The sequence below is a fragment of the Nodosilinea nodulosa PCC 7104 genome (genome assembly GCF_000309385.1).
GTDB lineage: Bacteria > Cyanobacteriota > Cyanobacteriia > Phormidesmidales > Phormidesmidaceae > Nodosilinea > Nodosilinea nodulosa.
Window position 1 is genome coordinate 206,590 of record NZ_JH976538.1, and the last position, 14,348, is coordinate 220,937.

The 14,348-nt window shown below is 56.7% G+C and carries 12 protein-coding genes; 3 read left to right on the top strand and 9 right to left on the bottom strand.

The features are described 5' to 3' along the window. Positions 1–2: 2 nt before the first annotated feature. Entirely contained in the window at positions 3–827 is an 825-nt protein-coding gene (nei, locus tag LEPTO7104_RS0129150) for an endonuclease VIII (protein WP_017302113.1), read from the top strand. A gap of 439 nt (positions 828–1,266) precedes the next feature. After that, on the top strand, positions 1,267–2,475 hold the full coding sequence (locus LEPTO7104_RS0129155) for an ATP-dependent 6-phosphofructokinase (protein ID WP_017302114.1): 1,209 nt from the start codon (positions 1,267–1,269) through the stop codon (positions 2,473–2,475). 238 nt (positions 2,476–2,713) lie between these two features. Here the strand turns inward: LEPTO7104_RS0129155 and LEPTO7104_RS0129160 are convergent, their stop codons facing one another. The 4 genes from LEPTO7104_RS0129160 to LEPTO7104_RS0129180 form a co-directional block, all read right to left on the bottom strand. Next, on the bottom strand, positions 2,714–4,246 hold the full coding sequence (locus LEPTO7104_RS0129160) for a Ppx/GppA phosphatase family protein (protein ID WP_017302115.1): 1,533 nt from the start codon (positions 4,244–4,246) through the stop codon (positions 2,714–2,716). A gap of 301 nt (positions 4,247–4,547) precedes the next feature. Next, positions 4,548–4,991, bottom strand: a complete 444-nt coding sequence (locus tag LEPTO7104_RS0129170; protein WP_155523978.1) for a hypothetical protein — start codon at positions 4,989–4,991, stop codon at positions 4,548–4,550. A 102-nt stretch (positions 4,992–5,093) separates the two neighbouring features. Next, on the bottom strand, positions 5,094–5,777 hold the full coding sequence (locus LEPTO7104_RS0129175; RefSeq protein WP_040697945.1) for a DUF5671 domain-containing protein: 684 nt from the start codon (positions 5,775–5,777) through the stop codon (positions 5,094–5,096). 127 nt (positions 5,778–5,904) lie between these two features. Beyond that, the gene (locus LEPTO7104_RS0129180) at positions 5,905–6,147 is read right to left on the bottom strand and encodes a hypothetical protein (protein ID WP_017302119.1); all 243 of its coding nucleotides are present in this window, start codon (positions 6,145–6,147) and stop codon (positions 5,905–5,907) included. A 212-nt stretch (positions 6,148–6,359) separates the two neighbouring features. Here LEPTO7104_RS0129180 and LEPTO7104_RS0129185 point away from each other — a divergent pair, with 212 nt between their 5' ends. Further along, the gene (locus tag LEPTO7104_RS0129185) at positions 6,360–6,578 is read left to right on the top strand and encodes a helix-turn-helix transcriptional regulator (RefSeq protein WP_017302120.1); all 219 of its coding nucleotides are present in this window, start codon (positions 6,360–6,362) and stop codon (positions 6,576–6,578) included. 30 nt (positions 6,579–6,608) lie between these two features. On the opposite strand, the gene LEPTO7104_RS0129190 is transcribed toward LEPTO7104_RS0129185, so the two are convergent. From LEPTO7104_RS0129190 to LEPTO7104_RS37615, 5 genes are all read right to left on the bottom strand, one after another. Further along, positions 6,609–7,562, bottom strand: a complete 954-nt coding sequence (locus LEPTO7104_RS0129190) for a type I restriction enzyme HsdR N-terminal domain-containing protein (RefSeq protein WP_017302121.1) — start codon at positions 7,560–7,562, stop codon at positions 6,609–6,611. 295 nt (positions 7,563–7,857) lie between these two features. Continuing rightward, the gene (locus LEPTO7104_RS0129195) at positions 7,858–8,310 is read right to left on the bottom strand and encodes a type II toxin-antitoxin system VapC family toxin (protein ID WP_017302122.1); all 453 of its coding nucleotides are present in this window, start codon (positions 8,308–8,310) and stop codon (positions 7,858–7,860) included. Next, the gene (locus LEPTO7104_RS41355) at positions 8,310–8,663 is read right to left on the bottom strand and encodes a ribbon-helix-helix domain-containing protein (protein WP_017302123.1); all 354 of its coding nucleotides are present in this window, start codon (positions 8,661–8,663) and stop codon (positions 8,310–8,312) included. The genes LEPTO7104_RS0129195 and LEPTO7104_RS41355 overlap by 1 nt, the downstream gene beginning before the upstream one ends. After that, positions 8,657–8,911, bottom strand: a complete 255-nt coding sequence (locus LEPTO7104_RS0129205; protein WP_017302124.1) for a hypothetical protein — start codon at positions 8,909–8,911, stop codon at positions 8,657–8,659. The genes LEPTO7104_RS41355 and LEPTO7104_RS0129205 overlap by 7 nt, the downstream gene beginning before the upstream one ends. 84 nt (positions 8,912–8,995) lie before the next feature. Next, a complete protein-coding gene (locus tag LEPTO7104_RS37615) occupies positions 8,996–14,068 on the bottom strand; it encodes a PAS domain-containing protein (RefSeq protein ID WP_017302125.1) in 5,073 nt (1,690 codons plus the stop codon). Between the last annotated feature and the right edge of the window lie 280 nt (positions 14,069–14,348).

Genomic DNA, 14,348 nt, shown 5'->3' on the forward strand with positions numbered 1-14,348 from the left:
CCATGCCCGAAGGCCCCGAAATTCGCCGTGCTGCCGATAAACTCCACCGGGCGATCGCAGGTCATATCGCCACCGATGTGTTCTTTGCCTTCGACCACCTCAAACCCTACGAGGAGGAGCTGATAGGCCGCACGGTAACGGCGGTAAAACCCTACGGCAAAGCCATCGTCACCTACTTTGACAACGGGCTGGGGGTCTACAGCCACAACCAGCTCTACGGCATCTGGGTCGTCTGTAAGCCCAACGCCGTTCCGGCCAGCCGCCGCCAGCTCCGCTTTGCGGTGCACAATTTCAGCCGTTGGGCACTGCTGTACAGCGCCTCCGACATTGAGGTGCTAAAGGCCGAAGCGGTGCCCAGCCATCCCTACATTGCCAAGCTTGGCCCCGACACCCTCGATACCGCCGTCACCCCCGCAGAGGTGGCAGAACGCGCCCTCAGCGCCCCTTTTCGCCGTCGCCAGTTTGCTACCCTGCTGCTAGATCAGGGGTTTTTGGGCGGTGTCGGCAACTACCTGCGCACCGAAATTCTCTACCTGGCCCGCATTCACCCCAGCCAGCGGCCCGCAGATTGCGCTCCTGAGCAGATCGCCGCCTTTGCAGAAGCCGCCCTGGCATTGCCCCAGCAGTCGTACCGCCACAACGGCATCACCAACGACCTGGCCCTGGCGACCCATCTCAAACAAACCGGGCATCGCCGCCGCGACTACCGCCACTGGGCCTTTGGCCGCCAGGGCAAACCCTGCTACCGCTGTGGGGAAACCATCACCAAGATCACGATCGGCGGTCGCCGCTGCTATATCTGCCCTCAGTGCCAGCCGCTGGATTAGTCCTTTGAGGCGGAGGTTTAGGGACTGTTTTTGCGAGCTAGGGAGCAGGGGATCTAGGGAGCCAAGCGTGCCAAAACGGTGGATATATCTAGTGCAAGGGATGGCACAAAGGGGCGGTAGATGGCCCAAACACCAACTGCCTCACACCTGGCTTTTGGGTCGGGCCTGGTAAGTATGGGCATATGGCAGACCTCGTTGCTCGGCGGCTTCTCCATATCGGTAGTCTGTGTTACGAGTCTTGATAAGACTATTGAAGAACTGTTGATTCGTCGCTGCGGCAGCCGCGATCGGCCTGAGGATAGCAATACAGCGAACACTAGCTAGCTTGGGGCCGCCTGTGGTTTGGCGTCATCAACTTGCCCCCCGACCTGTCATGGGTCGAAATAGTTGTGTCTTGAGCTATCTGGCCAGCGCTATATCTGCTCCGGAGCGTTAATTAATGGACACAATTCAACGGATTGGCATTCTCACCAGCGGCGGCGACTGTCCTGGCCTCAACGCCGTCATTCGGGCGGTGGTCAAATGCGCCAACCAGCGCGGCTGGGATGTGATTGGCATTCCCTACAGCACCGACGGGTTTATGCAGGTGGTGGATGGCAAATACGACCTCGACCACCTGCGGCTGACCGACCACGGCTACGAGATTCCCGGCATTTTGCAGGGTCTAGACGTGCTGCAATTTCTCAGCGGCACCATTCTCGGCTCGCTCAACAAAGGCCACCCCGGCGACCCCGACAAAATTGCCAAAATTCTGGCGGGCTACCAAAAACTCAGCCTGGATGCCCTGATTGCGATCGGCGGCGACGGCAGCCTCGACATCATCTACGACCTGGCCCAGCGCGGCGGCTGGAACCTGATTGGCATTCCCAAAACCATCGACAACGATGTGCCCTTCACCGAAAAATCCATCGGCTTTAATACCGCTGTGCAAACGGTGAATAGCGCCCTCTACGACCTCACCTTTACCGCCGCCAGCCACGATCGCGTCATGGTGGTCGAAGTCATGGGCCGCGACGCGGGGCACCTGGCGCTCCACGGCGGCATTGCGGGCGGGGCCGACGTGATTTTGATTCCCGAGCTGGTGCCCGAACTGAACCCCCTGGTGGTAACGCAAATCTGCCAGCACGTTGCCTGCCTGCGCCAGAGGGGCCGCAAGTTTGCCCTGGTGGTGGTGGCCGAAGGGGTCCATGGCGAAGACGGCAAACCCATGCACCTGGTGGGCGAGCACCTGGCCACCGCCATTTCTGAGCGCAGTCGCACCCTCTGCCAAACCGGCGCTGCCGCCTACTGCGACATGGATCAGGTGGAAACCCGCGCCATGGTGCTGGGCCACATCCAGCGCAGCGGCATTCCCACCGCCAGCGATCGCCTGCTGGCCTCGGCCTTTGGCCGCAAAGCCGTGGATCTAATCGCGGAAGGCCGCTACAACCGCATGACGGTGTGGGAGGCGGGCCGGGTGCGCTCTAAAGATTTGAGTGATGTGATCGCCACCGTGCGCAGCTGCCACCAGCGCGGCGTCTGCCCTGGCCCGGTGGAAGTCGATAGCACGATGGTCAAAGTAGCGCGATCCCTGGGGATTTATGTAGGTGATCCAGATACGCTGCCCGATCCCAAAGCCGTTATGCAGGAGGTGACGGCGGTGGTGTAGGTGAATCCAAGGTAAGGCGAGGGGTCTGTGTAATGGTTGGAGGGATCCCCCCTAAATCCCCCTTAAAAAGGGGGGTTTGAGTCCGCTTCAAAGTCTCCCTTTTTAAGGGGGATTTAGGGGGATCGCTAGTTTTGGCCGATAATACCCTAATCTTTAGTTGCGTCTTTGAAAGGAAGCAACCGTCTTGGGCATTTCCGTTGCCAGCGTTGTCCTAAATCACTCACGAATTGCCAGAGACTTAAGCGAAGTGAATGTCAACATCGCGCTCTAGGGCCTCGGCTAATACGTGGCGATCGCGCTGGGCCGCCCAAATTTCCAGGTCCAGATTGCCATGGCCGGCCACTGCGATCGCCAGGGTTTCCGCTGAAATTTCGCAGGACACCGACTTAACCCGCTGATTCTTGGTTTTGTCTAAGCCGACCGCAATTCTGAGCAGGCCCGAGAGGATTTGCACAATCTGGCGGTGGGGCTTGGAGAGTTTTCTAAACCGCTTGTGCTGCTTAGTTGGCGCCGCCTTGCAGTGGTAGCGAGTTAAGGTCGAAATCAGCAAAATCTCTTCGTCGGTGAAGCCCCGGGGATTTTCGCGGTTAATGATGTAGCGCGAGTTTTTGTGGTGCTTTTGGTAGGAAATAAACTGCCCAATATCGTGGAGCAGCGCCGAAAATCTGAGCAAGTCACGCTCAAATTCGCCGTAGCCGTGGAGGGTTTGGGTCTGGTCAAACAGCTGCAGGGCGAGGTCTGCCACATGCTCGTTTCGCGGCCAGTCAGACTCATATTTTTGGGCGAGCTGAGCGGCTTTGCGGTAGCGCAAATTGGTTTCATCGGGAAATGAAGGAACCTCCTGAGAATGCCGCTCCAGATAGTCTAAAATCATGCCCTCGCGCAGGGAGGCATCGCAGAGGGTAATCTCTTTGACATCGACCATCGTCAGCAGCTTGACCAGCAAAATGCCGCCCAGATGGATGGCGTCTGTCCGTTTTTCGCTAATGCCCTCGAACTTGGCGCGCTTGGCCACCTTGGTCTCAAGCAGATCGTCGGTGAGGCGCTTGATGTCTTTTAGCCGCACCGTTTCGGCATTGACCGATTGCAGCGAGTCGCCCCCCGATTCTAGGTAGGCCGCCTCCCCCAGCGAGCGAATGGTGCCGGAGGTGCCGATCACCCGGTCGAAGCCGATCTCCCGAATTTGGTCAATGGCCTGCTGGGCGACAAACTCAATGTGAGACTCCAGCACGTGACGACCTTCGCTGCCCACGGGGCCTTTGTCCTCAAACATATCGAGCAGACGCAGCACCCCCAAGGGCAGGCTATCGCGAAACAGAATGTTCTGCCGATCGCCCATTACGGCCTCTGTGCTGCCGCCGCCAATGTCGAAGACCAGGGCGGTTTCATCCTCCAGGGCAATGGAGTTGCGCACCGCCAAAAAAATCAGCCGGGCCTCTTCTCGGCCAGAGATAATTCTGGGGGCCAGCCCGGTCTGGCGCACCACCTGACTCAAAAACGCCTCCCCATTCTGCGCCTCTCGAATGGCGCTGGTGGCCGCCGTGATGATCTCATCGACCCCCACCTGCTCCGCCAGCTGAACGTAGCGCTGGATCACCTCCAGGCCGTTGTCAAAGGCGCGATCGCTGAGGCGATGGGTGGCAAACACCCCGGACCCCAGCTTGACCATCTCCTTTTCGCGCTCGATCACGTCGAAGTTTCGCTGCGCCAGCACCTCCACGATGATCATGTGAATGGAGTTGGTGCCAATGTCGATCGCAGCAAGTTTCATAGGTCAATTAAGGCGTCAGTTGTGACCATCATGACGCCATTCGCGCCGATGCGCTCGTCGGGTTGCCCTAGGAATGGCGGTTCAGCCTTCAATAGTGAGTGAGCAGCCGCCCATACACATCGCTGTTCTTGGCTAAACTCTCTACATGATCCCCCAGGTGCGCTCTTGCCAAGATCCTCCATCAAGCCCCCTTGAGAAAAGGGGGCAGTTTTGCTCGAATAGAGAGCTATTGCCCCCCTTTTTAAGGGGGGTTGGGGGAGATCGCCCTGGGGCATCCTGTCGAGTCAAGCCCCCGGCGGCTTCAATACCCCAAGGCTGGAAACAGCGTCACGTCAAACTCAAAGCAGTAGTGCCCCGCCGGGTGCTGCCAGCGCTCGGCGTCGGGGTTGGAACCTTGATCGCTGAGTCGGTGGGTGCTGCTGTCGGTGTCGAAGGTGGCGCAGAGTTCAAAGGTGCGATCGCTCAGCCGCTCGTACTCGTAGGGCTGCCCCGTCATGGGATCATTGCGAACCTGAGCCTCATCTAGCGCAGAGGGCAGCCGGAATTTGTCAGCGCCATCGTTGAGGTAGCGGTTGTGGAACTCCTGCGCGATCGCCACAATATCCTGCACCCGCTGGCGATCGGCGGCAATCTGCCGCTGCTGCCCCGGCGTACCCAGCACCCAAAAGCCTGCCGCGATCGCGGCCACCACCGCCGCCGTCGCCACCCCCGCAAACGCCCGATCAAACACCTGATTGTCAGCCATTCCCGCCACCTTCCCCATCACCTCACCTTCCCCACCTTCCCCATATCCCCCACCTCCCCACCTTCCCCATATCCCCACCTTCCCCATCACTCCACCACCCCATCACCCCGCCACCCTCACACCCTTCGGGGCAGGCTTACGCCGAATCCAGTCGAAGTAGTACCACAGCACCCCGCCATCCAGCACCAGCACTACCAGCACCTTCAGCAAAAAGCGCAGGGTCAATTCGCCCCGCAAAAACGAGGTCAAAAAGGCAATCACGGCACTAATCGCAATCAGCGCCGCCGCCAGCAGGGTCAGGTAAGTGAGCCACTTGCGCACCCCCGAAAAGTGCTTTTCGCGGTGGGCGGCCAGGTCGCGGTTGATCTGCCGCATCAGCCCCAGGTAAACGGGGTAGGCCACCAGCAGACGGGCCAGGGCAAAGGCCACCTGCCACGAAGGGTCGCCGTAGTTTTGGTTCAAGCTGTCGGGGATCAGGTGATCCACGAAAATAAACGCCATTTCCCCCAGGGCCTGAATCCAAATGCCCAGGGTGACAAAGGCCAGCAAATAGAAAAACGCATCCCGCGCCAGCTCGCCCGAGCCGCCGCGCGGCGTGGGCAGGGGGCGACCGACCAGTTCTTCGTACACCTCAAAAAAGGCGCGCTCGACTTCGCGGGAGGGCCAGCCATAGTCGCGCAAGAGTTTGCTGATGAACTCGTCGGAAGAGCCGCGATCGCGCGCCAGCAAAATGAACTCCACCAGCTCGCTGCGAGAATCAGGAATGGGAGGCATGTCTGTACTCATGGCCCTAGGGTAATGCGCCAGGAATACCCTGACTATACCGAGCGAGCCACCTGTTTAACTGGGTGAATGGCCAGGATTATGTGCCGCAGGCGGTAAACCCCGAGCGGGCAAGCGCCGATCGCCCTGCTCAGTGGCGTATCCATTTGGTGAGAATGCGGATGGGCTGGCCGGTGGTGGGGTCGAGCTGGGGCTTGCTCCAGGCGCGGGGTTCGGCAAAGCCGAGCTGGTGCAAATGGGCGATGACGAGTTCCATGCCGCTGGCGGTGCCGATTAGCATGACGCGCACGGGTTCGCGCGGGTCGGCGGGTTCTGGTGGGCTGCCGGAGGGCGGCAGGCTATAGATTTCGCTGTTGGGGATGAAGTCTGACATGGCGATCTGGTGAATAAAGGACGAAAGGGATCCAGACCTCCGAGTTTTGTAAAAACTCGGAGGTCTTTTGCCGCAAGAATCTCCGCGAAGAGTGCGAAACCCTCCGTGAGATGGGAAACTGTGGAATCGAGTCGCCCTGAAGAAAGCTTCAATGCGACCAGGCAGATATACCGTTCTTTCTATACCGAACGGTAATTACCGAGCAGTATAGTATGTCTGATCAAAGTCAGCAAGTCACGCTGATGGATTTGCGTACCCGTGCGGGTTTGACTCGCCGCGAGGTGGCAATTGCCCTAGGAATTACCGAAAAGACGATCTATGTGTGGGAAACCAGCGATAATCCGCCTAAAATGACGGTTTCCCAGGTTCAAAAGCTGCTGGAAATTTTTGGTTGCTCTTTGGATGAATTGGCGATCGCGACAAGAAAATAAGTTTGCAGGTTCTATGTGCTGAGACAAATATTACAAATCGCCTAGACCAAGCGCATTTTGAAGAGCGCTCTCCACAACTCCATCATCTAGGGACACATTTTTATCTTGCTCGTCTTTATATGTTGTAGCAAGTTCTAATCTCAATGCCTTGATAACTCGCTCAGAGGCAAGCGCTTGCAGTATTCGCTTTTTGCTGGTGCAGGCTACTAGATGGCTCATATTTTCAAGATCGCCACCAAAGACAGCCTTAGAAGTCAGCAAATACAAATTTTCTGCGTCGACTTCGCTAACTCCATCTTCGTCAAGCAAAGAAACGTCAAATATTTCAATAAAGCGGGGATCTCTTCCAATCTGAGGAATGACCCGGTAGAGCCGCCAAATTTGGCCATTTGTGACAACAGCCCATTCTGCGGAAAGGCTTGTAGCATAGCCAGCAGCTTGATCTCTTACATTATTGTTTAACTTTGCTCGAATATTCTTACATTCAATCACTAGGAAAATATGATCACCCCTCTTAAGAGCAATGTCAACTTTTCCTCCTAGCGTTCTGACTTCTGTATCAAGTTCACTTTTGCTGTACCCAAGAACGTTCTCTAAGGCTTCAATACACCATCTCCTCACTTCTTCTTCGGAGGCCTTTGGTGAGTTAGAGATTTCAACCAATCGAGGATGGAGACGACGGAAACCATCACGAATAGTGTCTATAGTTTCTTGCCGGATTTCCGCTTTTGTACGCCGCTTAACCCTTTTTGAATTGCTCTTATTCTCTGACTCTTCCTCTGGATTGGCGGCCTGAATAGAAGCAGCTTCAAGTGGGGTTGGCTCTACCAGTTCCATCACGAACACATTTCTGCACTTTGGACACCTAACAGGCTTACCAATCTGATTTTGATACTCGCTCTTAACCCTAAATCTAGTCTTGCAGTCGTCACAAGACGTAAAACCTATATAGGTATCAACCATGCTGAGGCTAGTTGTAGTCATATCGTATGTGAGGGGGCTTGCACTCGGAACTGTAATTAAAACACTCGAAACTCTGATAGATCAGAATCTACATCAGTCAGATTGAGTATTCCCAAAACAAGCTGACTACTTCACCTAAAAATTACTGAGAACTTCTAAACTTGGAATACTTGGGCTGTCAACTCATGATGAAATCATTTCAGACCTCAACTGGTTTAAGTTGTCAGCTAAGTGCAAAATGGGCAGGCTGAGGTATAACTTAATACAGATATTGGGCGTTGTGTTCTGCTGGCGCGCCACCTAACCTGCGATTCCATTAAGATGGAGAAACTACAGCTTGTGGATCAACAGCAATAATTCCAGGCACCTGGATAAAGTCTTTCGTATTAAACGTCAGCAGATGCGTCACCCCATATTCAAGCATGATTGCTGCGATGCGGGCATCATGGGCTCGCTTGCCTAAAATGCTCAGGGCCGTAACCAGGTTTAGCCAGACGGAGAAAATCTGCTGAGACTCTTCGATAAGTGGAAACTCGTCCATCAATCGGGCAATTTCCTCTGTGGTGCGGGCTGCTGACCAGCCCAGCCCATTCACTTCTGCGGGACGCGTAGCGACGACCCACAGTTCAGTTATCACCTGAGGGCTTAGATAGCAAACATGCTGCTGCTCAAGTAGCGTTGCAACAGCATCCGTAACGAGCGCATTTTGTGGGCTAGACAAATCTGCTAAGCGAAGCGCTACATTCGTATCCAGCAAATAGTTCGCCACTAATCACCGTAGATGGTTTCACGATCAAAAGCAGCATCGGGCAACCCTTGACTGACCGAGCCAGTGTAATGGGCTGCCCGTTCTCGCAATCTTTGAGCTATTTCTGTAGTGGGCACTTGTTGCCATAGGGGCGTAGCTTGCTTCTGCTCCCACCACTCATTGGTCGCTTCAATAGGGTCGCCGCTCTCCAAGCCCTCTAGCAAAAGTGCTTCGATCTTAGCCTGTTGAGAAAGTCGGTCTTGCTCCCTCAAGACCAGGTGCACTAGGTAATCGGTTGCTGTGTCAAAGCCAGCTCGCTCAGCTTGTTGAGCAATCACCGCTTCTAAATTATCTGGTAGAGAAATATTTAGCATTTGGATACTTTGCTTTGGGCAGCTAGTTGGGCGTTAATCAGGGCAAAAATACGCTGAAGCTCCGTAATGCCAGCATATTCGACCCTTTCTTCATCCGTTGGGGCAGTCGATTTTTGGCGGTCAAGCAGTGCCTCAAAGCGACTTTGCAGTTTATCTGAGAATCTAAACAAATAAACCTCACCAAAATCCCGCTTCTGTACCCCAGACGCCATCAGAGATGAGGGTTGTACCATTAGCTGAGGAGTCATGGTCGCCGTATGGTTTTCCAGAATGGTTCTATTGTAGGCCGTCTCCTTTCAGGTACAGCAGCCAACGGCTCAAACACACGGTCATTAAACTGGCTGCAAGATCTGCTGAATGAGATTTCTAAGCGCTTTCATTTTAAAGGGCTTTGAAAGGTAGTGGTTGGCACCTGCGGCCAGGCATCGCTCGCGATCGCCCGGCATGGCCAAAGCCGTGAGGGCAACAATGGGGATACTGGCGCAGCGAGCATCGCTGCGGATCAGCTGCATCGCCTCCAGGCCGTCCATACCGGGCATTTGAATATCCATCAAAATCAGGTCGGGGGCCTGGGTTTGGGCCAGCTCCACCGCCGTTTGGCCATTTTCTGCGTAGATCAGGCGATACCCCAAGGCCGTGAGATAGCTGGAGACGGTGGCCACATTCATCTCATTGTCTTCGGCCAGCAGAATCAGCGGCGGCTCGACCGCCGGATTGGCCGAGGTGGGCAAAGAGACCATCAGCACCGGAGACAGCGGCTGGTAGTTCTGTTGCAGCCGCTCAAGCGCCTGCTGTAGCTGATCGCGGCTAATCGGCTTCACCAGATATTCAGAGGCCCCCAGAGACAGCCCGTAGGAGCGCTCGTCAATAACAGAGACAACAATCACCGGAATAGACCGGGTTTGGGGAGACGCCTTGAGCTGCCGCAGCACCTCCCACCCTGACAGATCAGGCAGCAGAATATCTAGAACGATCAGAGCTGGCTGCATCCTCACCACTTCGTCCACAGTGATGTTGCCGTCGGAGCAGATCATCACTTCCATGCCCTGCTCTTGAAGGTAGCGGGAGATCACATCGGCGGCGGCGGCAGAGTCCTCAATCACCAGGGCGCGGGCATTGCCATTGCGCAGGAAAAGAGTCTGAGCCGCAGGGTTTTCTGAACTCTCTGGGGTCGTTTCGGTGAGATAGGGTAGGCAAACGGTGAAGCGGGTGCCCTGATCAATCTGGCTGGTAACAGTCACGGTGCCGCCGTGGAGTTCGGTGATTTTTCTCACCAGAGCCAAGCCTAACCCAGTGCCTGCGTACTGGCGGCTTAAGCTGCTGTCAATTTGCACAAAGGGCTGGAACAGTTTGGCTATATTTTCTGGGGCAATGCCAATGCCGGTGTCGGCAACCGACAGTTTAAGGTGGTTTCGCTGCTTCTGCTCAAGTTGAGCGTAGAGGGTGACATTCCCGCCGGGGGGCGTAAATTTAACCGCATTGCTGAGCAGATTGATTAAAACCTGTCGAATGCGGCGTTCGTCAACCACAATATCGGGTATGGGCTGAACGAGTTCTAGGCTCAGGCGAATATCCTTGGCCAGGGCCAACTGTCTCACAAAAGTCAGGCTCGATTCGCAGAGATGGGCCACCGGAACCGATGCCGTCTGTAGCTCTAACTTGCCGGCCTCAACCTTAGACAGATCGAGAATGTCGTTGATCAGCTCTAGCAGGTGCCTGCCGCTGCGCTCGATGGTGCCAAGGGCCTGCTTTTGGCGATCGCTCAAAGGGCCAAAAACCTGCTCTTGCAAACCCTCAGACATGCCCAAAATGGCGTTTAGAGGAGTCCGCAGCTCGTGGCTCATGTTGGTGAGAAATTCGTCCTTGAGACGGGTGGCGCGGTCTAGCTCGGCGTTGGCCAGGCTAAGGCGCTCGTTTGTCTGCCGAAGACGTTCTTCAACGTGCCTGCGTTTGGCTTCGCTGCGCTTGCGATCGCTGATGTCTAAGTTCACCCCAATCATGCTGGTGGGGTTGCCCTCTGCATCGCGCATTACCATGCCGTAGGCTTTGATGTAGTGAGTGCTGCCGTCGGAATGCACGACGCGGAATTCAGGATCGTACACTGCCTGCCCCAAAACGGCCTGGTGCAGCAGCGTTTCTGTCGCTTGGCGATCGTCGGGGTGAACGCCCCTGGCCCAGACATCGTAGGGCACCGAGTCGGGAATGGCGGCGGCGGAGACGCCATAGAGCTCGTACATCCGCTCATCCCAAAGGATGGTGTTTTGCCGAATATCCCAGTCCCAGCAGCCGATCGCCCCAGAGCTGAGGGCCAGGGTAAGGCGGGTGGACAGGCTCTGCCGCTCTAACTCGGCGACTTTGCGCTCGGTGATGTCTAGGGCTGTGCCAAAGATGGTGACAGCCTGGCCCTGGTGATTGAATTTGGCTTCCCCCTGGGCGTCCAGGTAGCGGGTGGTGCCGTCGGTCCTGAGAATGCATAGCTCTATGCTGTAGGCGGCGCCCTCGGCAATGGCCCGATCGACGCACTGCTGCAGGCGATCGCGATCGTCGGGATGAATCTGATTGAGGTGCTCTGCGTAGGCGGGTTCAGGATCGCTGGGATCGAGGCCAAAAATGTGGAACAACTCTTCGGACCAGGTGATTTTGCCCGTGGCCACGTCCATTTCCCAGCTGCCCAGGTGCGCCATGCGCTGGGCTTCGGTCAGGGCGGCCTGGCTCTTGCGCAGCTGGGTTTCAATCTGTTTGCGATCGCCAATGTCGGCCAGGTAGCCCACAATTTCGAGCGGGGCGTTCTGGGCATCGCGAATTAGCCGTAGCTCGTTGCGCACCCAGACGTAATGCCCGGCTTTGTGCAAAAAACGGTACTCGTGGATGTGATGCCCCTGTTCGAGCAGGGTGGGCAGCTCGGCAAACACCTGGGGCGCATCCTGGGGATGGATGCGGCTGGCCCAAAAGTCGGGGCGGGCTAAAAATTCTGCCGCCGTATAGCCGCTCAGGTTGACAATGTTGTCGCTGATGAAGGTCGGCGCGTAGTCACCGCCAAGCTGGCAGGTAAAAATCACCGCCGGGCTAGAGGAGAGCAAAAACTCCAGCTGCTCCCGGAGGCGCTGGGCCTCTAGCTCGGCGTCCTTGCGCTGGGTAACGTTCATCTCAGAGCCAATGATGCGCACCGGATCGCCCGCCTCGTCCCAGACCGCCTGCCCCCGGTCGAGAATCCAGAGGTAGCTGCCGTCTCGGTGCCGAATGCGATACTCCTGCTGGTAGAAGGGGGTCCGCTGAGCCAGGTGGTCGGCCATCGCCGCCAGCACCCGATCGCGGTCCTCGGGGTGAATGAGATCGGCCCAGTCGGCCTGGGTGCCGCTGACCTCGTCCTCCGACAGCCCCCGCAGCTCGTGCCAGCGCCGGGTGCGAAAAATCTGATTGGTTTTTATCCGCCAGTCCCAGAGGGAGACATCGCTGCCCTGAATGGCGAGCTGCCAGCGCTCTTCGCTTTCGCGGAGGGCCGCCGCGCGCTGCTTAACTCTGGCTTCCAGCTCTTGATTGAGCGCGTGGAGGGCGATTTCGGCCCGCTTACGATCGCTGATATCGCGGATCATAAACAGCACTTCGTTATCGCCGCTGACGATCACGCGTACTTCTTCATACTGCTGCCGATCGCCAATCTGAAGGAGCTGCTCATAAACTTGCAGGGTGCGGGTGTCTAGGGTTCGCCGAATGGCGGCCAGGTGGCGTTGGGCCACCTCAGGCGGCAGCAGATCCTCCAGGGATTGCCCCACAGAATTCACCGTGGGGGGCACCAGATCATTGATCTGCTGGTTGTTGATGTACTTCAGGTAAACCCCATCTGCCGTTGTGCGGAACATTAAGTCAGGAATGGCAGATAGGATGGCACGGCTCTGGGCCTCACTCTGGCGCAGCATTTCCTCTACCTGTTTGCGATCGCCAATGTCGCGGATCATCAGCAGAGCTTCACGCTCGCCAATACATATGACCCGCACCTCGTCGTGCTGGAGGCGATCGCCCACCTGAATCTGCTGCTCAAAAACCTGTAGCTCTCGGGTCTCCAGGGCGCGGCGAATCGCGGCCATCTGGAGTTCTGCTGCCTCCGGCGGCAGCAGGTTGGGGATAGACCCGGCCCGCTCAGCGGCCTCTGGAGTAAACAGGTTGAAGCTGCGATTGGGGCCGATGAAATCTAAATACACGCCCTCGGCATTCACCCGCACCAGCAAATCTGGAATGGCCGCCAGAAGGGCGCGATTGGTGGCCTCGCTCTGGGAGAGGGCCAGTTGGGCCTGCTGGCGTTCGGCCTGGCTGCGTTTGCGATCGCTAATATCGCGGACCATAAACAGGGCTTCATTCTCGCTGACAGGGCTGGCCCGCACCTCCTCCCAGCGCAGCTCGCCGTCGATCTCAATCTGCTGCTCATAGACCTGGACAGTCCCGGTCTCAAGGGCTCGCTGAGCCGCCTGAACTTTTTGCTCAGCCAAAGATTGGGGCAGCACGTCGTAGACGGTGTACTTGGAGAAATCCGGCGGCGGCAGCAGCGCTTTTTTCACCGAGCCACCGCTCAGCAGCCCCAGATAGCGCCCCTGCCGGTCAATGCGAACCAGCAGGTCGGGAATGGCCTCTAAAATGGCGCGGTTGATGTCTTCTACCGCCTTGCGATCGGTGATGTCGCGCATCACCACCAGCACCTCGCTGTCGCCGCAGGCCATGATTCTGACCTCTTCGGTACGGGGCGCGCCGTTGGCGCTGATCTGCTGTTCGTAGACTTGCAAATCTCCGGTTTCAAGCGCCCGCTCAAGCGCCTCCAGACGCAGGGTGGCCAGCTCGGGGGGCAAAACATCGTCGGATAGCTGTCCGCCCAGGGCCGTCTCGCGGCGGTGGAGAGCAACGTCGGCGGAAAACACGCGCTCGAGGTAGATGCCCTCCGCCGAGCGGATGCTTAACTCAGGCAGCGCCTGGAGCAGTGATTGGTGCTGCGCGTCCCGCGTTCTCAGCGCGGCTTCGCGCTCCTGCTGCGCCTGGAGCATCTGCCACAGGTGGGGTTGTAGGCTCTCGCGGGTGATCGCTCCCACCAGCACCCCCTGGTCATTCAGGACGGCCAGATAGTCGGTGGGGTGCTGCTCTAGAAGCCCAGCCGGAACCGAGAGGTCGCCCAGGTCAGACCATCGAACGCTGACCACCGGGCTTTGCATCACCTCAGCGATCGCCACATTCCCCAGCGATCGCCCCGCCACCACAAGGGGCAGCAGATCGCGATCGGCAAACACCCCCACCCAGTCGGTTCCATTGGTTACAAACACGCAGGGCAGCCTCGGGTTGCTCTGGCCCATTAGACGCAAAACGTCCACCACAGCGGTATCGCTGTCCACAAAGGCCGTGGCTTGTACGAAGGAATGCTCCATAACCAAAAGATAAAGGGAAACCCAATCTGACGAAAACTACGTCAGAGATTAAGAAACCTAAAATAAAATCTGTTTTGATGCGTTCCTATATTCTACATATATTTTATTGGTAAAGAAAATCGTTGCTTTTTAGGACAGTCATTGTGCCAAAACTGCTGAAACTTTAGTATCCGGCTTCTGGCAATCTTAAAATTTTTATCCTCACTAAAATATAGATACCACTGGATAGAAGGACGCCACCCAGGAGCACGCCATCGTTTCTGCAATCTTAATTCTTTGC

Excerpts from the sequence above, each read along its gene's own strand:
- LEPTO7104_RS37615 (WP_017302125.1), bottom strand. The coding sequence starts at position 14,068 with ATGGAGCATTCCTTCGTACAAGCCACGGCCTTTGTGGACAGCGATACC.
- LEPTO7104_RS0129175 (WP_040697945.1), bottom strand. The coding sequence starts at position 5,777 with ATGAGTACAGACATGCCTCCCATTCCTGATTCTCGCAGCGAGCTGGTG.
- LEPTO7104_RS0129170 (WP_155523978.1), bottom strand. The coding sequence starts at position 4,991 with ATGGCTGACAATCAGGTGTTTGATCGGGCGTTTGCGGGGGTGGCGACG.
- LEPTO7104_RS41355 (WP_017302123.1), bottom strand. The coding sequence starts at position 8,663 with ATGCTAAATATTTCTCTACCAGATAATTTAGAAGCGGTGATTGCTCAA.
- LEPTO7104_RS0129190 (WP_017302121.1), bottom strand. The coding sequence starts at position 7,562 with ATGACTACAACTAGCCTCAGCATGGTTGATACCTATATAGGTTTTACG.
- nei (WP_017302113.1), top strand. The coding sequence starts at position 3 with ATGCCCGAAGGCCCCGAAATTCGCCGTGCTGCCGATAAACTCCACCGG.
- LEPTO7104_RS0129205 (WP_017302124.1), bottom strand. The coding sequence starts at position 8,911 with ATGACTCCTCAGCTAATGGTACAACCCTCATCTCTGATGGCGTCTGGG.
- LEPTO7104_RS0129155 (WP_017302114.1), top strand. The coding sequence starts at position 1,267 with ATGGACACAATTCAACGGATTGGCATTCTCACCAGCGGCGGCGACTGT.
- LEPTO7104_RS0129185 (WP_017302120.1), top strand. The coding sequence starts at position 6,360 with ATGTCTGATCAAAGTCAGCAAGTCACGCTGATGGATTTGCGTACCCGT.
- LEPTO7104_RS0129160 (WP_017302115.1), bottom strand. The coding sequence starts at position 4,246 with ATGAAACTTGCTGCGATCGACATTGGCACCAACTCCATTCACATGATC.
- LEPTO7104_RS0129180 (WP_017302119.1), bottom strand. The coding sequence starts at position 6,147 with ATGTCAGACTTCATCCCCAACAGCGAAATCTATAGCCTGCCGCCCTCC.